The organism is Mycobacterium sp. SMC-13, assembly GCF_045311035.1.
Classification (GTDB): domain Bacteria; phylum Actinomycetota; class Actinomycetes; order Mycobacteriales; family Mycobacteriaceae; genus Mycobacterium.
In genome coordinates this window covers 16180-34924 of sequence record NZ_JBJIAI010000026.1, presented here as the reverse complement: position 1 = coordinate 34924, position 18745 = coordinate 16180, and the positions used below count along the sequence as shown (strand labels likewise).

The 18745-nt window shown below is 69.4% G+C and carries 23 protein-coding genes; 8 read left to right on the top strand and 15 right to left on the bottom strand.

Translation table 11 applies throughout. The annotated features are described in order from the left end of the window. The first annotated feature begins 14 nt into the window (after positions 1-14). From bluB to ACJH6I_RS26750, 3 genes are read left to right on the top strand one after another with little or no spacing between them, the layout of a single operon-like run. Positions 15-674: a 5,6-dimethylbenzimidazole synthase gene (gene bluB, locus ACJH6I_RS26760; RefSeq protein ID WP_406784795.1), complete on the top strand. Its 660-nt coding sequence runs from the start codon at positions 15-17 to the stop codon at positions 672-674. Positions 675-697: 23 nt separating this feature from the next. Then, positions 698-1570 carry an SDR family oxidoreductase gene (locus tag ACJH6I_RS26755; protein ID WP_406784794.1) on the top strand — a complete coding sequence of 291 codons (873 nt, stop codon included), beginning with the start codon at positions 698-700 and terminating at the stop codon, positions 1568-1570. A 4-nt stretch (positions 1571-1574) separates the two neighbouring features. Then, complete coding sequence (locus tag ACJH6I_RS26750; RefSeq protein WP_406784793.1) at positions 1575-1964, top strand: VOC family protein; 390 nt, start codon at positions 1575-1577, stop codon at positions 1962-1964. 37 nt (positions 1965-2001) lie between these two features. Here ACJH6I_RS26750 and ACJH6I_RS26745 read toward each other — a convergent pair whose 3' ends face one another. The 3 genes from ACJH6I_RS26745 to ACJH6I_RS26735 are packed head-to-tail and all read right to left on the bottom strand — an operon-like array spanning position 2002 to position 3881. After that, positions 2002-2310, bottom strand: a complete 309-nt coding sequence (locus ACJH6I_RS26745) for a DUF3349 domain-containing protein (protein WP_061004071.1) — start codon at positions 2308-2310, stop codon at positions 2002-2004. 10 nt (positions 2311-2320) lie between these two features. Then, positions 2321-2602, bottom strand: a complete 282-nt coding sequence (locus ACJH6I_RS26740) for a hypothetical protein (RefSeq protein WP_406784792.1) — start codon at positions 2600-2602, stop codon at positions 2321-2323. A gap of 31 nt (positions 2603-2633) precedes the next feature. Further along, complete coding sequence (locus ACJH6I_RS26735; RefSeq protein WP_406784791.1) at positions 2634-3881, bottom strand: anion permease; 1248 nt, start codon at positions 3879-3881, stop codon at positions 2634-2636. Between the two features lie 271 nt (positions 3882-4152). Between ACJH6I_RS26735 and ACJH6I_RS26730 the strand changes: the two genes are divergently transcribed. The 3 genes from ACJH6I_RS26730 (at position 4153) to ACJH6I_RS26720 (ending at position 7446) form a co-directional block, all read left to right on the top strand. After that, positions 4153-4476: a DUF3349 domain-containing protein gene (locus ACJH6I_RS26730; RefSeq protein WP_346417151.1), complete on the top strand. Its 324-nt coding sequence runs from the start codon at positions 4153-4155 to the stop codon at positions 4474-4476. 50 nt (positions 4477-4526) lie between these two features. Continuing rightward, entirely contained in the window at positions 4527-5621 is a 1095-nt protein-coding gene (gene menE / locus ACJH6I_RS26725; RefSeq protein ID WP_406784819.1) for an o-succinylbenzoate--CoA ligase, read from the top strand. A gap of 133 nt (positions 5622-5754) precedes the next feature. Continuing rightward, on the top strand, positions 5755-7446 hold the full coding sequence (locus ACJH6I_RS26720) for a DUF4407 domain-containing protein (RefSeq protein WP_406784790.1): 1692 nt from the start codon (positions 5755-5757) through the stop codon (positions 7444-7446). Positions 7447-7502: 56 nt separating this feature from the next. Here ACJH6I_RS26720 and ACJH6I_RS26715 read toward each other — a convergent pair whose 3' ends face one another. From ACJH6I_RS26715 to ACJH6I_RS26705, 3 genes are read right to left on the bottom strand one after another with little or no spacing between them, the layout of a single operon-like run. Continuing rightward, entirely contained in the window at positions 7503-8618 is a 1116-nt protein-coding gene (locus tag ACJH6I_RS26715; RefSeq protein ID WP_406774339.1) for an NAD(P)H-dependent flavin oxidoreductase, read from the bottom strand. Between the two features lie 49 nt (positions 8619-8667). Beyond that, a complete protein-coding gene (locus tag ACJH6I_RS26710) occupies positions 8668-9444 on the bottom strand; it encodes an S-methyl-5'-thioadenosine phosphorylase (RefSeq protein ID WP_406774338.1) in 777 nt (258 codons plus the stop codon). Positions 9445-9447: 3 nt separating this feature from the next. Further along, on the bottom strand, positions 9448-9753 hold the full coding sequence (locus ACJH6I_RS26705) for a hypothetical protein (protein WP_406784789.1): 306 nt from the start codon (positions 9751-9753) through the stop codon (positions 9448-9450). Positions 9754-9788: 35 nt separating this feature from the next. On the opposite strand from ACJH6I_RS26705, the gene ACJH6I_RS26700 reads away from it, so the two are divergent. Next, positions 9789-10664, top strand: coding sequence for a 1,4-dihydroxy-2-naphthoate polyprenyltransferase (locus tag ACJH6I_RS26700; protein WP_406784788.1), 876 nt, complete (start codon positions 9789-9791; stop codon positions 10662-10664). An 11-nt stretch (positions 10665-10675) separates the two neighbouring features. Here the strand turns inward: ACJH6I_RS26700 and ACJH6I_RS26695 are convergent, their stop codons facing one another. Beyond that, positions 10676-10966: a DUF4229 domain-containing protein gene (locus tag ACJH6I_RS26695; protein ID WP_020101231.1), complete on the bottom strand. Its 291-nt coding sequence runs from the start codon at positions 10964-10966 to the stop codon at positions 10676-10678. 76 nt (positions 10967-11042) lie between these two features. Between ACJH6I_RS26695 and ACJH6I_RS26690 the strand changes: the two genes are divergently transcribed. Then, positions 11043-11186 (top strand): hypothetical protein, encoded by a 144-nt coding sequence (locus tag ACJH6I_RS26690; protein ID WP_020101230.1) that lies wholly within the window; start codon positions 11043-11045, stop codon positions 11184-11186. Between the two features lie 7 nt (positions 11187-11193). Here the strand turns inward: ACJH6I_RS26690 and ACJH6I_RS26685 are convergent, their stop codons facing one another. The 8 genes from ACJH6I_RS26685 to ACJH6I_RS26650 form a co-directional block, all read right to left on the bottom strand. Next, the gene (locus ACJH6I_RS26685) at positions 11194-12270 is read right to left on the bottom strand and encodes an AAA family ATPase (RefSeq protein ID WP_406774337.1); all 1077 of its coding nucleotides are present in this window, start codon (positions 12268-12270) and stop codon (positions 11194-11196) included. Positions 12271-12278: 8 nt separating this feature from the next. Then, positions 12279-13247 (bottom strand): c-type cytochrome biogenesis protein CcsB, encoded by a 969-nt coding sequence (gene ccsB, locus ACJH6I_RS26680; protein WP_212807038.1) that lies wholly within the window; start codon positions 13245-13247, stop codon positions 12279-12281. After that, positions 13244-14740, bottom strand: a complete 1497-nt coding sequence (locus ACJH6I_RS26675; protein ID WP_406784818.1) for a cytochrome c biogenesis protein ResB — start codon at positions 14738-14740, stop codon at positions 13244-13246. The genes ccsB and ACJH6I_RS26675 overlap by 4 nt, the downstream gene beginning before the upstream one ends. Positions 14741-14847: 107 nt before the next feature. Next, the gene (locus ACJH6I_RS26670; RefSeq protein WP_406784787.1) at positions 14848-15618 is read right to left on the bottom strand and encodes a cytochrome c biogenesis CcdA family protein; all 771 of its coding nucleotides are present in this window, start codon (positions 15616-15618) and stop codon (positions 14848-14850) included. Beyond that, entirely contained in the window at positions 15615-16193 is a 579-nt protein-coding gene (locus ACJH6I_RS26665; protein ID WP_406784817.1) for a TlpA disulfide reductase family protein, read from the bottom strand. Before ACJH6I_RS26665 ends, ACJH6I_RS26670 begins: the two co-directional genes overlap by 4 nt. A 29-nt stretch (positions 16194-16222) precedes the next feature. Continuing rightward, positions 16223-16831, bottom strand: coding sequence for a histidine phosphatase family protein (locus ACJH6I_RS26660; protein WP_406774334.1), 609 nt, complete (start codon positions 16829-16831; stop codon positions 16223-16225). Beyond that, the gene (gene hemL, locus ACJH6I_RS26655; RefSeq protein ID WP_406774333.1) at positions 16828-18132 is read right to left on the bottom strand and encodes a glutamate-1-semialdehyde 2,1-aminomutase; all 1305 of its coding nucleotides are present in this window, start codon (positions 18130-18132) and stop codon (positions 16828-16830) included. Before hemL ends, ACJH6I_RS26660 begins: the two co-directional genes overlap by 4 nt. Positions 18133-18345: 213 nt before the next feature. Continuing rightward, positions 18346-18732 carry a nitroreductase family deazaflavin-dependent oxidoreductase gene (locus tag ACJH6I_RS26650; RefSeq protein ID WP_212807043.1) on the bottom strand — a complete coding sequence of 129 codons (387 nt, stop codon included), beginning with the start codon at positions 18730-18732 and terminating at the stop codon, positions 18346-18348. Positions 18733-18745 lie beyond the last annotated feature (13 nt).

The following is an 18745-nucleotide window of genomic DNA, read 5'->3' as shown; positions in this document are numbered from 1 at the left end:
GTTAGCCTCCCGGGGTGAGCGAGCCGAGTTACTCCGACGCCGAACGCGCAGCCGTCTACCGCGTCATGTCCGAGCGCCGGGACATGCGGCACTTCACACCGAATTCCCAAGTGCCCGAAGATGTTCTGCGCCGCATCCTGGAGGCCGCGCACATGGCGCCCAGCGTCGGGCTGATGCAGCCGTGGCGCTTCCTGCGCATCACCGACCCGGCCATCCGGACCGCGATCAAGGAGCTCGTCGACGCCGAGCGGATCCAGACGGGCGAGGCCCTCGGACCGCGCGAAGCCGAGTTCCTGGCACTCAAGGTCGAGGGCATCGGTGACTGCGCGGAGCTGTTCGTGGTGGCGCTCGGTGACGATCGGGAGCGCCACATCTTCGGCCGGCGCACCATGCCGCACATGGACCTGGCGTCGGTGTCCTGCGCCATCCAGAACATGTGGCTGGCGGCCCGGGCGGAAGGCCTTGGGCTGGGCTGGGTTTCGCTGTTCGAGCCGACGGAACTGGCCGCACTGCTGGGGATGCCCGAGGGAGCGGATCCGATCGCGGTGCTGTGCGTCGGCCCCGTGCCGGAGTTCCCGGACCGCCCCGAACTCGAGATCGTCGGCTGGACGACGGCGCGCCCCCTCGACGAACTCGTGTACACCAACGTCTGGCCTGTCACCGGAGCGAGCTGACTCCCCGGCCCTAAGCTCAGGGTGTGAGCAAGAGTCCACTACAGCGCGTCAGCGAGAGCCTGCTGCTCGCCGGCATGCGGCCGCCCCTGATCGAACGGCTGTCGGGCCACGGCGAGGTCGACCTGGCCGGGAAACGCATCGTGCTGACGGGGGCGTCGTCGGGCATCGGCGAGGCGGCCGCCGCCAAGTTCGCGCGCCTGGGAGCGACGGTCGTCATCGTCGCCCGCCGGGCCGACCTGCTGGACAAGGTGGCCGCGCGGATCACCCACAGCGGCGGCGACGCCATCGCGCGGCCGTGCGACCTGTCCGACATGGACGCCATCGACAAGCTGGTCACCGACGTGGAAGCCGAGCTGGGCGGCGTCGACATCCTGATCAACAACGCCGGCCGGTCGATCCGCCGCCCGCTCGCCGAGTCCCTGGACCGCTGGCACGACGTCGAACGCACCATGACGCTCAACTACTACTCGCCGCTGCGCCTCATCCGCGGCTTCGCCCCCGGCATGATCGAGCGCGGCGACGGGCACATCATCAACGTGTCCACGTGGGGTGTCATGAACGAGTCGTCGCCGCTGTTCGCGGTGTACAACGCCTCCAAGTCGGCCTTGACGGCGGTGAGCCGGGTCATCGAAACCGAGTGGGGCGCAAGCGGAGTGCACTCGTCGACGCTGTTCTACCCGCTGGTGAAGACGCCGATGATCGCGCCGACCCGCGCCTTCGACGGGGTGCCCGGCCTGTCGGCCGACGAAGCCGCCGACTGGATGATCACCGCGGCCAAGACCCGCCCGGTGCGCATCGCGCCCCGGATCGCGGTGACGTCGCACGCGCTCAACAGTTTCGTCCCCGGCTTGGTCGACCAGATGATGAAACGTCGACGCGCACAACCGGCCGGGTGACGCGATGGAGATCCTGGCCAGCCGCATCCTGATCCGGCCCGTCGACTATGCGAAGTCCGTGGCCTTCTACCGCGACGCCATCGGCCTGGCCATCGCCCGCGAATACGGCGCGGGCACAGTGTTTTACGCCGGGCAGTCGCTGATCGAACTCGCCGGGCACGGCCGTGCCGACGACGGCCCGACGGTCCCGTTCCCGGGCGCGCTGTGGCTGCAGGTGCGGGACGTCTATGCGACGCAGGCCGAACTCGAGTCCCGTGGGGTGCCGATTGCCCGTGCGGCACAACAGGAGCCGTGGGGCCTGCACGAACTGCATGTCACCGATCCCGATCAGGTCACCTTGATCTTCGTCCAGGTGCCCGACACCCACCCACTACGACGCGACACCCGGAGTTAGCACTCCGGGTGTCGCGGGTGGGGTGTGCTGCGGCGCGTCAGCGAGCCGGCGTCGCCAGCGGCCAGCCGACCGATGCCAGCCGCGCGGACACCTGGTGGATGTCGTCGGGGCTGGGCTCCTGGTTGGTGACGGCCGCGATCGCGGCGTGAATCTCGGCCTCGGTGACGGGGCTCTCGCCGTCGTTGGTGCGCAGGATGGACCGCGCCGCCTCGACGACCTCGTCCTCCGTGAGCGACCGCTTCAGCAGGGCGAGCACCGGGTAGTAGTCCTTCGGCGGCACGCCGTCGGGGTATCCGGCCCGCAGCCACTTCAGGACGTTCTCGAACAATCCGTTGGATTCAGTCATGGCCGTCAGCTCACTTCTTCAGAAAGGGGAACAGGTCGACGCCGGTGTGATGGATGATCGTGGACCGGGTGATCCACAGGATCGCGAGCAGGACCACTGCTCCGACCAGCACGAACAGCGCCAGACCCAGGTACTTGAGGACCGGGTTGGGGGCCGAGACCGTCCCATCGGAGTGCTCACCGCCCGCGCCGTTCGAGTAGGCGACGAGGCCGCCCGCGAACACCGCGGGGAGGCCGGCACCGAGGACCAGGCCCACGACGAGGACCTTGAGGATGGCTTCCACGTAATTCATCAGTGATTCCTTCTGCTTGGTTCTCGGGGAATCAGACGCCGGCGGATTCGGGCGACTTGGCGGCAGCCCCACGGACATCGGCGGGCACCACCGAGTTCGTCGACGCGTCCCAATCAGCATTGACGTTGTTGTGGTCGACCTTCTGCTGCTGCGCACGCCAGTACATGAAGCCCGACAGCGCGACCAGGATGACGAAGATCGTGCCGTCGCCGACCAGCGCGGAACCGGTGGCGGACTTCAGGCCGTAGGACAGCCAGTACGACAGGGCACCGACCAGCGCCGCGGCCGGCAGCGTGATCAGCCAGGCCATGGCCATGCGTCCGGCGACGGCCCAGCGGACCGAAGCGCCGGGCTTGCCGACGCCACTGCCCAGGATCGAGCCCGTGGCGACGTGAGTGGTCGAGAGCGCCATGCCGGCGGCGCTGGAGCTCAGGATGATCGCGGCCGAGGACGCCTCGGCGGCCAGGCCCTGCGGGGACTCGATCTCGACGAGGCCCTTGCCCAGGGTGCGGATGACGCGCCAGCCGCCGATGTAGGTGCCCAGGCCGATGGCCAGGGCGCACGAGGCGATGATCCAGAACGGCAGGCCGTCCTTCTTCACGTCGCCGGTCAGGTGGCCGGTGGTGATGAGGGCCAGGGCGATGACGCCCATGGTCTTCTGCGCGTCGTTGGTGCCGTGGGACAGCGCGACCAGCGATGCGGTGGCGATCTGGCCCCAGCGGAAGCCTTCCTCACGGCGCTTCTTGATGACGTTGCGCGTGATCCGGTACACCAGCCAGGTGCCCACGGCGGCCACGAGGCCCGCGATGAACGGGGCCGCGACGGCCGGGATCAGCACCTTCTGGATGACACCGCTCCAGTTGATGCCCGCGGTGCCGAGCGCGGCCAGGCCGGCACCGATCAGTCCGCCGAAGAGCGCGTGCGACGAGCTGGAAGGGATGCCGAACAGCCAGGTGAGGAGGTTCCACAGGATGCCGCCGATGAGGCCGGCGAAGATGATGGTGAGTCCGGTCGACGCGTCGATGGACTTCAGTAGGTGCCCGGACTTACTGTCCTGAATCTTCAGCACCGAAGTGGTGACGGTGACGGCGACCTCGACTGACAGGAACGCGCCGACCAAGTTCAGGACGCCGGCCAGCAGCACGGCGGTCTTGGGCTTCAGCGCGCCTGTGGCGATCGAGGTCGCCATGGCATTACCGGTATCGTGAAATCCATTCGTGAAGTCAAATGCCAGTGCTGTTGCGATCAACAGCACCAGGATGACCAACTCTGCGCTCATGGCGCTCATTCTGGTGTAACGGCGCCGTTTTTTGCGAGTTACAGCTACCCCGAAATCTGAGCACGACCTGGCTCTTTCCAGTTCTGTTCAATGTGTTCACTGAGTGTTCATCGGCTTGTGAGGTCCGGTTCCGGTGCCGAGGCGCTGTTCACGGTGTTGAGGGCTACCGTGTCGGTGAGCCCGCCGCGACCGCAGCTACGGTTTCCGGGCGCAGCATCGCGGCTATCGATCTGGACGACACTGCACGTCCCGGACCCTTGGAGGTGACGCCATGAATGTTTTTCTCAGCAAGATCGTGGCGTGGCTGCAGGCCGGTTATCCCGACGGCATCCCCGCCACCGACCGGGTGCCGCTGTTGGCGCTGCTGTCCCGGCGCCTGACCAACGACGAGGTCAAGTCCGTCGCCCGCGGGCTGATGAATCGTGGCGAATTCGATGACATCGACATCGGCGTACTGATCACGCGGATCACCGACGAACTCCCCCGCGCCGAGGATGTGGAGCGGGTGCGGGCGCGGCTGGCCGCCAAGGGCTGGCCGCTCGACGATCCCCGCGACCCGATCGACGGCGAGCCCGGCGACGGAGGCGTGGCATAGCTGTCCTGCATCCGGTCGCCGTCGGATCCGGCGACGCGGCCCTCGCCCTGATCCCGACGTTGACGCAGGCCCTGGACGGCCGCGGCGCGCTACTGCCGGTGCCGGCCGACGATGACCGCCAGGCCGTGCTGCTGACGGAGACGCTGCGCGCCGGCGAAGCCGTCGACGACGACGTGGCCCTGGTGGTCTCGACGTCGGGTTCCACCGGAATCCCCAAGGGCGCCTTGCTTTCCGCCGCGGCGTTGCACGCCAGCGCCGACGCCACGCATGACCGGCTCGGCGGGCCCGGCCGGTGGCTGCTGGCACTGCCCGCCTACCACGTCGCCGGAGTGCAGGTTCTGGTGCGGAGCCTGCGGGCCGGCACCACGCCCGTCGCACTGGACCCGGGTTTCGACGTCAGTGAACTGCCTTCTGCGGTAAGGGCTTTGGGTTCGGGACGGCGCTACACGTCACTGGTCTCGGTACAGCTGGCCAAGATCCTGGCCGATCCCGCCGCGACCGCGGCGCTCGCCGAACTGGACGCCGTCCTGATCGGCGGCGGCCCCATGCCGCCGGGACTCGGCGAAAAGGCCGCGGCCGCAGGCATTTCCGTGGTCCGCACCTACGGGATGAGCGAGACCTGCGGCGGCTGCGTCTACGACGGACGACCGCTGAACGGCGTCCGGCTGCGCATCGACGACACCGGCCGGATTTCGTTGGGCGGTCCCACGCTGGCGTCGGGTTACCGGAATCCCGTCGACCCGTCGCCGTTCGTGGCGGGCTGGTTCGTCACCGATGACATTGGCGCCGTGGATGATTCGGGCGTGCTGCGGGTACTGGGCCGCATCGACGACGCCATCGCCACCGGCGGTCTCAAGGTGCTACCCGCGCTCGTCGAGTCGGCCCTGGCGGGCCATCCGGCCATCGCCGAATGCGCCGTGTTCGGCGTCCCCGACGAACGGCTGGGCCAGCGGGTGGCCGCGGCCGTCGTGCTCCACCCGGGCGCGGCCACACCCACCGTGGCTGACCTGCGGGAATACGTCAGCGCCACGCTGGCCACCACCGCCGCCCCACGTGAGGTGCACGTGGTCGCCGAACTCCCCCGCCGCGGGATCGGCAAGCTGGACCGGCGGGCCCTGACGCTGCAGTACCAGAAAAACGCCTGATCGGCCCGTGATGCCGGTCACAGCACCGGCGCTTGATTCGGTGACGGGCCCGGCTCTCTGGGACCCTGGAACGCGGACCGGAAGAGTTGGAGTTTCCATGCCTGCCCACAGACAGCCTGACAACCATCCTGCGGTGACCGCCCTGACCTGGTCGGGAGGCGTGCTGGCCTGGGCCGTGGCCGCCGCCGTCGCCACCCCGTCCACCGGTCTGCCACTGGCCGTCGTGCTGCCCGTGACCCTGATTTTCGGTGCGCTGGTCGTCGTGGCCATCCGCAGCACCGTCGCCAGCGCCCGCGGCACCGCCGGCCGGGCGGCCCTGGCCGTCGCGATCGGCCTGCTGGTCGGTGAACTGGCCGCGATGACGCTGTTCAGCAATGCCATCACCCAGCGTCTGGACACCGAAGCCGCGGCCCGCGCCGCGACCACGCCGGCCGTGACCACCGCGCAGGGCCAGTTGGATGCGCTGCGTGCGAGCCGCGGTGCGCTCGACGCCGCCGTCGACTCCGCCCGGCAGCGTCGTGACGACGCTCAGGTCGTGGCCCGCTGCGAATACCACCCGACGCCGTCGTGCGCCCAGCAGCCCGTCACCGGTGTGCCCGGTGACGGCCAGATCACCCAGAACACGCAGGACATCCTCGAGCACGACCAGCGCGAGCTCGATGCCGCACTGGCGGCCCGGGGCGAGCAGGCCCCGACCCTCGACGCGCGGATCGCCGGTGCCGAGCACGCGGTCACGGCCGCGCGCGACGCGGCCGGCGCCGGCGCGGACCGCGGTTTCGGCGCGCGCTGGGTCGCGATGAACGGCTACACCATCGACACGCCCGCCGCGCTGGTGGCGCGCATCGCCGTGGTCGGCGTCTGCGTCCTGCTGTACCTGCTGCCGATGCTGCTGCACGCCCGGCAGGACCGCACCCTGCGCGAGCGCCACGACGAGTCCCGCCTGCGGGCCGAACTGCGTGCCGAGACCGCCATCGCGGTCAAGCAGGCCGAGGTGCGGGCCGAAGCCGAGATTCTGAAGGCCGAACACCAGCTGGCCGCCATGAAGCTCGCGCTCGAGACCGACGCCGAGATCAACCGCGAATATCACCGCCAGCGCGTCGCTGAAGCCCTCACCGGTGAGCCGGCGCAGCCCGCGCTCGCGGCCCCCACCGCCGAGGTGCTGCGGCCCGATTCGCCGCCGCAGCCCATGTACTCCGACTGGGACGAACTCATGGCGTTCCCGGACCCGCAGCGGCGTTCGTTGAACGCCGCACCAGCGCCGGAGCCCGAACCGGCCGACGCACCGGCCGAACCGGCCGCCACCGCCGAACTCGTCCCGATCGGCGACGAGCGGGCCGAGAACCTGCCGGTGCAGGCGACCAGCCAGCCCGCAGGCGGCCTGACACTGCCGCAACTGCCCGACCTCACCAAGGTCGCGGCTCGCCTGCTGCGTCCGCTGGTGGCGCCCGTCGCGCCCGTGGTGGACCGCGTCATCGACACGTCGGTGCAGCAGCTGCGCTCGGCGCAGAAGGTCATCGAGGAGTTCGAGGAGATCACGTTCACGCTGCGCCGGACGTCGCGGACGACGGTGACCGAGAATGAGCACGAGCAGTCGTCGGGCCCGCGCGCCGCCGACCACGGCCAGGCGCTCGGGGCGGGCCAGGGCGTCCACCCGCGCGTCGAACCCCAGTGGGCGGCACCGCAGATGAACGCGACGTTCGCGCCGACGACGCCGCTGCGGGGCGCCGACCCGTACACCGCGCTCGACGGCACCGACACCACGATCATCGACGCCGCCGACGAGCGCCGTCAGCTCAAGGAAGGCCGCCGCGCCATCGAGCCGTAACCCGGGGATTTGTGCACGATTTTCGGCGCGAGGCGCGGAAAATCGTGCACAAATCCCTAGGGCAGCGAGCGGTTCAGGCGCTCGGTGGCGGCCAGGTAGTCCTCGATGAACTCGCGGACGACCTCGCGGGCGGGCTTGACCTTGTTCATCAGGCCGACGCCCTGGCCGACGAAGTAGGTCGCCAACTGCTGGGCGCCCTGATGTCCCTGGGCGGCCAGGCGGTCGATGCGCCGGATCACCGGCTCGCTCAGCATGTTCTGCAGCGGCAGCGGAAGTGGCTTGCGGCCACCGTCGTTCGGCGCCCAGGCATCCGTCCAGTCCGAAACCAGTTGGCGTGCGGGCTTTCCGGTGCGCCCCGCCGACCGCACGGTGTCGCGTGACGTGGCGGCCAGCATCTTCTGCTTGGTGGCCGGCGCGGTCTCGGCCTCCTCGGTGGTCAGCCACACCGAACCGGTCCAGGCCCCGGCGGCGCCCAGCGCGACCGCCGCGGCCATCTGCCGGCCGGTGACGATGCCGCCCGCCGCCAGCACGGGGACCGAATCATCAATCGCCTCAATCACTTCCGGCACCACGACGAGTGTGGACACCTCGCCACAGTGTCCGCCGGCCTCGGTGCCCTGCGCGACGATGATGTCGACGCCAGCCGCGACCTGCTTGACGGCGTGCTCCTTGGCGCCGACCAGCGCGGCCACCGGAATCCCCCGCTCGCGGCCCGCCTCGATCATGTAATCCGGCGGCACCCCAAGCGCATTGGCGATCAGCTTGATGGGGTGGCTCAACGCCACGTCGAGCAAGTCGTGCCCGGTGTTGCCGGACAACACCGACCCGCCGGTACGGACTCGTTCCTCCGGCTCGATGCCATGGTCGATGAGCAGCTGGCTGACGAATTCCCGGTATTCCGAAGGGATTCGGTCTGCCAACTGGCCGTCGGAGAGGTTCTCGCCCTTGCCCTCGAATTTCGCCGGCACGATGATGTCCGCGCCGTAGGGCCGGCCGCCGACGTGATCATCGATCCAGGCGAGTTCCCGGTCGAGCTGCTCGGGGGTGTACGCCGTCGCGCCCAGCACGCCGAAGCCGCCAGCGTTGGTGACGGCGGCGACCACGTCACGGCAATGGCTGAAGGCGAAGAGCGGGAAGTCGATGCCGAGCTGTTCGCAGATGCGGGAAGTCACTCCGTCAGTTTTGCCACCCCGACTTGACGGGTGTCAAGAGCCGCCCCGGTCAGGGCAGTTCAAACGGCAGCTTCACCCCGGTGTGGGCCAGGCAGTGGGTACACGTTCGTTCGGCCGGGACGGTCGCCAGGGCCTGCTGCACCAGCGCCTTGAACATCGGGGTGTTGCGCTCGAACTCCGCGAAGACGTCGACGGTGGTGACACCGGCGCCGGCCTCGATGCCCGCGTCCAGATCGGTCACCAAAGCGATTGCTGCATAACACATCTCGAGTTCACGGGCCAGCACGGCCTCCGGGTAGCCGGTCATGTTCACCAACGTGAACCCCTGGGCCGCGAACCACTGACTCTCGGCGCGGGTGGAGAACCGGGGCCCTTGGATGACCACCATGGTGCCGCCGTCGATGACGCCCGGCTGCTCGGCCGCGACGGCGCGCAGCGTCGGACAGTACGGATCGGCGAAGCCGACGTGGATGCCGCCGGCGTCGAAGTACGTGTCCTCGCGGCTGCGGGTGCGGTCCACCAGCTGGTCGGGCACGACCACGGCGCCGGGGCCGAGGTCCGCGGTCAGGCTGCCGACGGCGCACGGGGCGAAAATCCGCCGCACCCCGAGCTTGCGCAGCGCCCACATGTTGGCGCGGTACGGCACCGTGTGCGGCGAGTACTCATGTTTGAGCCCGTGCCGTGGCAGGAATGCCACCTCGTGCCCGCCGACGGCCCCGATGGTGACCGGCGCGCTCGGCGTGCCGTAGGGCGTGTCGACGGTGACGGTGCGCGCGTCGTCCCCGAAGAACGTGTAGAAACCGCTACCGCCGATGACTCCCAGCATCCGTTATTCGGCGTCGGTCTTGGGGGTATCCACGGTCTCCGGCGTCACGGCCGTGACGGGCGTCGGCGCGGGCGCCGCGTCGTCGTCCTCGATTTCCTCGGCCTCGTCTTGTTCCAGCTGCGCGCGGGCCCGCCGGGCGCCGTCGCGGATCTCGAATGCGTCGGTGGCCAGGGCGCCGATGGAGCTCGCCACGTCCTTGACGGCGGTGACGACGATGTTCATGACCTCGCCGACGGTGCCTGCGACGGCTTCGACGGATTCCTGCACGACATCTTTGCGAATCTCGTTCTTGCTGAGCCGATCCTTCATGCCGATAAGTGTAGGGGCGTGGGACGATTGCGCGCGTGGCCAGTCTTTCGCAGTGGATAGAGGGCGCCCGACCGCGGACCCTCCCGAATGCAGTCGCTCCCGTGCTGGCAGGTACCGGTGCCGCCGCCTGGGTCGGCGGTGAGGTGTGGTGGAAAGCGGCTCTGGCCCTTGTGGTTTCGATATCGCTGATCATCGGGGTCAACTACGCCAACGACTACTCCGACGGCATCCGCGGCACCGATGACGACCGGTCCGGGCCGGTCCGCCTGGTCGGCGCCAAGTTGGCCTCCCCACAGGCGGTGCTGGCGGCGGCCGTGATCAGCCTGTCCATCGGCGCCGGTGCCGGCCTGGCGCTGGCCCTGGTCAGTCAGCCGTGGCTGATCGCCGTCGGCGCGGCGTGCATCGCCGGCGCCTGGCTGTACACCGGCGGCACCAACCCGTACGGCTATCGCGGGCTCGGCGAGGTCGCGGTGTTCGTGTTCTTCGGGCTGGTCGCCGTGCTCGGCACGCAGTACACGCAGGCCCTGCGGGTCGACTGGGTGGGACTCGTGCTCGCCATCGCGGTCGGGTCGTTGTCGTCGGCGGTGTTGGTGGCCAACAACCTTCGCGACATCCCCACTGATCAGGTCTCGGGCAAGATCACGCTCGCGGTGCGGCTCGGCGACGCCCGCACCCGCCAGCTGTTCCAGGTGCTGACGCTGCTGCCGTTCGTGCTGACCGCGGTCCTGACGCTCGCGACCCCGTGGTGCCTGGTCGGCTTCGCGGCGGCACCGCTGGCGGTCCGCGCGGCCAAGCCCGTGCGCTCAGATCTCGGCGGTCGCGAGCTGATCCCCGTGCTCAAGGACACCGGGCTGACGATGCTGGTGTGGGCCGCCCTGATCACCGCGGTGCTGGTGGCGGTCAAGCCCTAGCCCGAGCGGCGTCAGTCGCCGGCGGAATCCTCGCCGTGCAACCGGGCCTGCAGCTGCTCGCGCTCGGCGCGGCGACGCTCGTCGACGGCGGCGATCCCGGCGGTGGCCCGGCGGCGCAGCGGAGCGAACAGCCAGATGCCCAGCGGCATGCCGAGAACCAGCGCGAACAGCAGCGCCACCATGGCCGGGAAATCACGGATACCCAGCAACGCGACGACACCGAAGATCGCGCCGGCAATCACCGCTACCAGCAGCAGGCGGGCGAGCGCGTAGAGAAAAACGTCGAGCAGCAAACGTGGCATGGACGGGGTGGCGGGCGCATCAGACACCGCACGAGTTTACCGACGGACGCGTATATTCGAATAAAGGAGGTTTTACGTGCAGTTCCTGCTCCTGATCACGCTGCTGGCGCTGTTGGCCTACGTGGGCTGGCGCGCCACTCGCGCCACGGCCGCGCGGCCGACCACGCGCGTCATCGGCCCGGATGACGATCCGGAATTCCTGCGCCGGCTCGGTTCGTAGCGACTCTCTACAGCGACAGCGGAAATCCGTCGGCGACGGCCACGGCCAATTCCAGCAACGCATCCCTGGTGTCCGGCCGAAGCCGGTCCAGACTGACCTCGGCACCCTCCTCCAGGTGCGGGTCGAACGGCACCACCTGCACCGCCCGGCACCGGCGGCCGAAGTGGTCGACCACCTTGCGCAGATCGACCTTGCCGGACCGCGGACGCACGGCGTTTACCACCGCGACGGCGTTGCGCACCAGTTCCTGATGACCGTGGGCGTCGAGCCAGTCGAGCGTCGCCGCGGCACTGCGGGCGCCGTCGACCGAGCCTGAGCTGATCACGACGAGCACGTCGGCGTGCGCGAGCACCGCACCCATGGCCGAATGCAGCATGCCGGTGCCACAGTCCGTCAGCACCAGCCGGTAGTACGGCTCCAGTACCGCCAGCGTGCGGGCGTAATCCTCGGAGCTGAACGCCTCCGACACCGCCGGGTCGCTCTCCGAGGCCAGCACCTCGAGCTGGCTCTCACCGCGCGAGGTGTAGTTGCGGACATCGCTGTAGCTGGAGATGCCCTCGGCATCGCGCAGAAGATGACGGACCGTCGCCGGCGTCTCCAGCGGCACCTTCTGACTGAGGGTGCCGCGGTCCGGGTTGGCATCCACCGCGATGACGCGGTCGCCGCGGATCGACGCGAACGTCGCCCCCAGCGTCGCGGTGATGGTCGTCTTCCCGACGCCGCCCTTGAGGGACAGCACCGCGATCCGGTAGCAGTCCCGCAGCGGTCGGTTGATCTGTGCGGTCAACCGGTTGCGGTGCAGGGTCTTGGGGCTGTCGCCGGGATTGAGCAGGGTTCCGGTCGCGTAGTACAGCGCCTTGCGCCAGCCGGTCGACGGTGCGCGGCTCGGGCGGCTCAGCAGCGCGACCGTGGCGGGGTCCAGGCTCCGCGGCTTCGCGGGTGTCGGCGCCAGGACAGGTGTCACCGCATGTGCGATGACGATGCGGGCCTCCGGCGCCGCGGTGGGCGTGGCGGCAGCGACGGGATCGGCCGGGTCCTTGAACCGGCCCTGGGCGCGGAATGAAGGCACGATCAGCCCCGACATCTGATGGCTCAGCCGACGCCGGCGTACGAATGCAGGCCGACGGTCACCAGGTTGATGAAGAACAGGTTGAACACCATCGCGACGAAGCCGACGACGTTGATCCACGCGGCCTTCTTGTCGCGCCAGCCCGCGGTGGATCGGGCGTGCAGGTAGGCGGCGTAGACGACCCACGCGACGAACGACACCGTCTCCTTGGGGTCCCAGCCCCAGTAGCGGCCCCAGGCCTCCTCGGCCCAGATGGCCCCGAAGATGACGCCGAACCCGAAGATCGGGAACGCGAAGATGGTGGTGCGGTAGGCGATGCGGTCCAGGGTCTGGGCATCCGGCAGGCGCTGGATCATCCGGCCGAACCCGTTGTCCTGATGTGCCAGCGGCGACATCTTGAGCAGGAACAGGATGCTGGCGACGCCGGCGACCAGGAAGACGCCGGAGCCGAGGCTGACGACCGAGACGTGGATGGGCAACCAGTACGACTGCAGCGCGGGCATCACCGGCGCGGCGTTGGTGTACAGGTACTTGACCGACACCGCCAGCAGGATCAGCTCGGGCACCAGGACGAAGACCCACAGCGCCCGGTACTGCGGCTTGCGCATCACGATCGACGCTGCGACCAGCCCACAGAAGCTGGTCAGGTTGATGAACTCGTACATGTTGCCCCACGGCACGCGCATGGTGGCCAGACCGCGCAACACGATGCAGACGAACAACATGGCGATGCCGACGTACACCAGCGCGAGCCCGACACGGCCGATGCGCTCGTCAACAGAGCGGGTGGGTGCGTCGACGATGACGCCTGGGATGGTGCTGTTCGCGCCTACGCCCGCACCGACCAGCTCTCGGGTCTCTACCTTCCGGCCACGGCTCGACGCCAGCTCGACGGCCAGCAAGACGAAAGCCAGGCACAGCACCGTCCAGGAACTGAAGAATGCCCAGTCCGAGTACCGGGCCAGGTCGATGTCGATGTGCTCTGTGTTCATCGCTTGTCCTCAATCAACCGCTCTGTGAGCTTTTCGAACTCGTCGCCCCACCCCGAGTTGTCCGTGCGGGCCAGGCCGCCGAGCTCGACGTTGACGGTACCCGGCCCGGCCGACACGATCCGAATCCAAACCCGGCGGCGGCGCACCACCAACGACACCAGCAGCCCGGCCATCATGGTCAGCGCGAACACGAGCACCCACACCTGCGCCGGGTCGTGCGACACCTGCACGTTGATGAACGGCACCGCGCCGTCGAACTTGATGACGGTGCCGTCGTCCAGCTTGGTCTGCTCGCCGGCCTTGAGGTTGACGCGCGCCTGCTTGGTGAGCCGCTTCTGGTCGATCAGCCGGGGGTCGAGCGAGAACAGCGACTGCGGGCGGCCGCTGTCGAGCCCGGTGTCGCCGCGGTAGATGTCGATGGCCACCGCGGGCGCGTTCATCGCCGGGAAGCTCGAGGACAGCAGCTTGCCGTCGAGTTCGGCGGTCGGGGCGAACAGGCCCTGGATGGCGATCTGGTGCTTGCGCCGCTCGCGGTCGTCGGGATAACTGCCGCCCGGCGGGTCGATGCGCGCGACACCCGAGGACAGCAGCGTCAGCGCGTTCTCGGGCTTCCACTGCACCGTCGACGTGCGGGTCTGGCCGTTCGGGAACGTGACGGTGAACGTCGGCGCGTAGCCGTGGCCCTGCAGGTAGATGCGCTCGCCGCCGATCCGCAGCGGGTGGTTGACCTCCAGCCGGTACGGCCGCCAGGTGCCGCTGACCAGGTCGGCGCCGTCCTGGTAGTCGATGTTCGCCGCGAATGCCGTGGCCTGCCCGCTCGGCAGGTACCGGGCGTCGAAGTCGTGGACCCGCAGGCAGCTGGGGTGCAGTGAGGTGCCGTCGACGACGTTGCCGGCGCGGAACGAGTCGAACGCGGCCGGGGAGGCCGAGCAGAATCCGGGCCCGCCGTCGGCGATGACGATGACGTTGCCCTCGTAGCCGAACATCTTGCCGAACGCGATGGCCACCAGCAGGCCCAGCAGCGAGAAGTGGAAGACGATATTGCCGAACTCGCGCAGGTAGCCCTTCTCGGCCGAAATCTCGCGAGTGCCGTCGTCGAGCGTGCGAGTGGTCTGGCGCCAGCCCTTGAGCCGCTTCGCCATCCGGTCGGCGACGGCGTCCGGCTCACCCGGCACGGAGGCCTGCGCGTGCTTGGGCAGCCGCGCCAGGTTCCGCGGCGCCGGCACCGGGACGGCGCGCAGGCTGCGGATGTGCTCGATCATGCGGGGCGTCAGGCAGCCCACGAGCGAGATGAACAGCAGCACGTAGATCGAGGTGAACCAGAAGCTCGAGAACACCGAGAAGGCCTGCACCTTGTCGAGCCACGGCCCGATCGTCGGATGCTGCGCCAGGTATTCGTCGACCTTGCCGGCGTTGAGCGAACGCTGCGGCAGCAGCGCACCCGGGATGGCGCCGAGCGCCAGCAGGAACAGCAGCACCAGGGCGGTGCCCATCGACGTCAGCGTCCGCCAGGTGTTGCGGAACAGTGCGACCACCCGGGAGATCGGGCCGGAGCGGCGGGTCTGGCCGCCCGACACGGCGTCGGGTGCGGAAACGTCGGTCATATCGGGAGCCTTGCGTTGCTGACGAAGGCGTCGCGCACCCATGAGGTGAAGTCGTTCCACACCCCGGTGACCAGCGCGGTGCCGACGACGATCAGCAGCAGACCGCCGAAGATCTGGATGGCGCGGGTGTGCCGGCGCAGCCAGCCCAGGCCCTGCACGGCGCGGGCCGATCCGAAGGCCAAGAGCACGAACGGAATGCCGAGACCCAGGCAGTACGCGATCACCAGCGCGACGCCGCGGGCGACGCTGGCGCCGTCACTGGCCGAGGCCACCGCGATGACGCCGGTGAGCGTCGGGCCCAGGCACGGCGTCCAGCCCAACCCGAACACCGCGCCCAGCAAGGGCGCGCCGACGACCGTCGACACCTGGCGCGGCGTGAACCGCACCTGACGCTGCAGCGCCGGGACCAGCCCGATGAACACGAGGCCCATCAGCACCGTGACGACGCCGCCGATGCGTTGCAGCAGAAGCTGATTGGCGATGAGGGTCGTGGTCAGCCCGAGCACGGCGACCGCGCCCATGAGGAACACCGCGGTGAAGCCCGCGACGAACAATGCCGCCGCGCCGGCCACGCGCCAGCGGGCGGTACGCACTTTCGTGGTGCCCTCGGTGTCGTCCACCCCGACCACCGCGGCCAGATACGACAGGTACCCCGGCACCAGCGGCACCACGCACGGCGACGCGAACGACACCAGCCCGGCCAGCACGCTGACCCCGAGGGCCACCAAAAGCGGTCCGGCGGCCGCGGTTTCGGCGAAGGAGGTCATGCCTTGCCCTCTTTGGCGAGCCGCTCGACGACGGGCTTGAGGTCGTCGGCCAGCAGCTCCCGCAGGAACACCGCGGCCACCCGGTGCTGACGGTCCAGCACCAGCGTCGACGGGATGACCGTCGTCGGGTACTTGCCGCCGAACGCGATCATGGTGCGCATCGCCGGGTCATAGATGGACGGGAACGTCACCTTGTGGTCGACGACGAAGTCGACGGCGGCCTGCCGGTTGTTGTCCCGGACGTCGATGCCCAGGAACGCGACGCCCTGCGCCTTGGTCTGCTCGTACACCTTCTCCAGCTCGGCGATCTCCGAGCGGCACGGGCCACACCACTGCCCCCACACGTTGATCACCACGACCTGGTCGGAAAAGTCGTCCAGGGACAGGGTTTTCGACGGATCCGTGAGCGACGGTCCCCGCACCGCGCCCGGCTTGCCGCGGCTCGACGGCGGGTCGTAGAAGATGTCGGTCTTGCCGCCCGGCGCCACGAACTCGAAGGTGCCGCCCTGTGCGACGGCGTCGTCACCGGTGGAGCAGCCGACGAGCAACACGGCCGTCGTCAGGACGGCCGCCATCACTGCCCCGGCACGGGCCACCAGCGAAGTCACTGTCCGGCCAGCTCCGCATATCCCCAGCCGACCATCTGGTCGCCGTGGAAGTAGAACGACGTCACCGACGCCAGATTGCACATCCGCTTGGTCGGGAAGTGGTGCAGGTTCTTGCCGAGCATCGCGCGGCGCAGCGTCTCCACCGGCAGCTGATGGCTGACGCACACCGCCTCGTGCCCCATGCCCTTGACCCGCGCCCGGTCCACGGCGGCCGTCATGCGCGCCGCGATGTGCTTGTACGGCTCACCCCATGACGGGGTCTTCGGGTCGCGCAGGTGCCACCAGTTGCGCGGGTCGCGCAGGGCACCGTCACCCGGCGAGACGCGCTGTCCCTCAAACACATTCGTCGACTCGATGAGCTCGGGATCGGTGTCGATCGGCAGGCCGTGCCGGGCGGCGATGGGCGTCGCGGTCTCCTGCGCGCGCTCCAGCGGCGAGGCCACGACGTAGACGATGTCGCGCTCGGCCAGCCACCCGGCGACCGCCTCGGCCTGCGCCTGCCCACGCTCGGAGAGATGAAAATTGGGCTTGCGGCCGTACAGGATCTTGTCCGGGTTGTGCACCTCGCCGTGCCGCATCACGTGCACGATCGTCTTGTCGGTCATGCGGGCTCCTGAGCTTGGGCGGCGGCCTGCGCGGCGGCGGGCAGCGCGTCGGCGATCCGGTCGAACGCAGCGTCGTCGAGCGCGGCCGAGACGAACCAGGTTTCGAAGGCGCTGCACGGCGGGTAGACCCCGGCGTCCAGCAGGGCGTGGAAGAACGCCGGGTAGCGCCAGGTCTCGGTGGCCTTCGCGGTTTTGAAGTCGACGACGTCCCCGTCGCCGAAGAACACCGTCAGGAAGTTCCCGGCGCGCGAAATCCGGTGCGCGACAGAGGCTTCGGTGAGCGCGTCGGTCAGCAGTCCGGACAACCGGTCGGCGTTGACGTCGAGGGCGCGGTAGACGGCTTCGTCGGCGGCGCGCAGCGTGGCCAGGCCCGCGGCCATCGCGACCGGGTTCCCGGACAGCGTCCCGGCCTGGTACACCGGGCCGAGCGGCGCCAGCCGTTCCATCACCTCGGCGCGGCCACCGAACGCCGCGGCGGGCAGGCCGCCGCTCATCACCTTGCCGAAGGTGAACAGGTCGGCCGCGACCGGGTCGAGGCCGTACCAGCCGCCACGGCTGACGCGGAAGCCCGTCATCACCTCGTCGATGATGAGCAGCGCGCCGTGCTCGGCGGTGATCTGCCGCAGCGCGGCGTTGTAGCCCGCGGCCGGCGGGACGGTGCCCATGTTGCCGGGGCTGGCCTCGGTGATGACGCAGGCGATCTGGTCGCCCGCCGCGGCGAACGCCTCCCGCACCGCGTCGAGGTCGTTGTACGGCAGCACGATGGTGTCGGCGGCGGCCGCCCCGGTGACCCCCGGCGACGACGGCAGCCCCAGCGTCGCGACGCCGGAGCCGGCGTCGGCCAGCAGCGCGTCGCTGTGGCCGTGGTAGCAGCCGGAGAACTTGATGATCTTGGGCCGGCCGGTGAAGCCGCGGGCCAGCCGGATGGCGCTCATGGTCGCTTCGGTGCCCGAGTTGACGAAGCGGATGCGTTCGACCGGGGCGACGCGATCGATGATCTCGCGCGCCAGCTCCGTCTCGGCGGGCGTCGGGGCGCCGAACGACAATCCGTTGACGGCGGTGGTCTGCACGGCCTCGACCACGGCGGGGTGGGCGTGGCCAAGGATCATCGGGCCCCATGAGCACACCAGGTCGACGTAGCGGTTGCCGTCGGCGTCGGTCAGCCAGTAGCCGTTGGCCGAGGTGATGAAACGAGGGGTACCGCCGACCGAGCTGAAGGCACGCACTGGCGAGTTGACCCCGCCGGGGATCACGGTCGACGCGTCGGCGAACAGTTTCGCGGAGACGTCGGTAGAGCGCATGGCCACCAGTGTCCCAGCCCGGCGCGAATGGACCAACTACAGGGTGTAGGAGCTGGCTCACGTTGGTGCGAGTCCGCGGCCAGTGACCGCCGAGATGGACGAAATGGTCGTGCGACAGGGCGTCCGAGCAGCCATTTGGTCAATCTCGACAGGGGCGATCCCGAGGGCCGCCCCACGGGCCACATCCGTAACGCCGGTGCGGCCCTCCCTGCCCTAGTTCTGCGGCGTCAGCTTGAAGACCGGGTGGTCGGCGTCATCGGGCAGCTCGCGCCAGTACTGGTCGACGACCTTGCCGGCCAGCGGCCGGTACGCCGCGATGATCGGCGCCCGGTCCGCGACCGGAATCTCGCTGGCCAGGTAGTTCGCCTTGCCGAGCGCCACCACCGGGTTCTCCCGGACGTTCTTCACCCACGCCGACTCGCCGCGCGTGGACACCAGGTACTTCACCCCGTCCACCTCCGGCACCACGACCGGGATGCGCTGCGGCACGTGATTGGAGCTACGGGTGACCGTCAGGGTCTGGCTGCCACCGATACCGGTCAGCCGCGCGATGGGGTTGAAGACATGGACGACGAACCACGGCGGCTTGAGGTAGGCCATGGCCAGAGCCTAT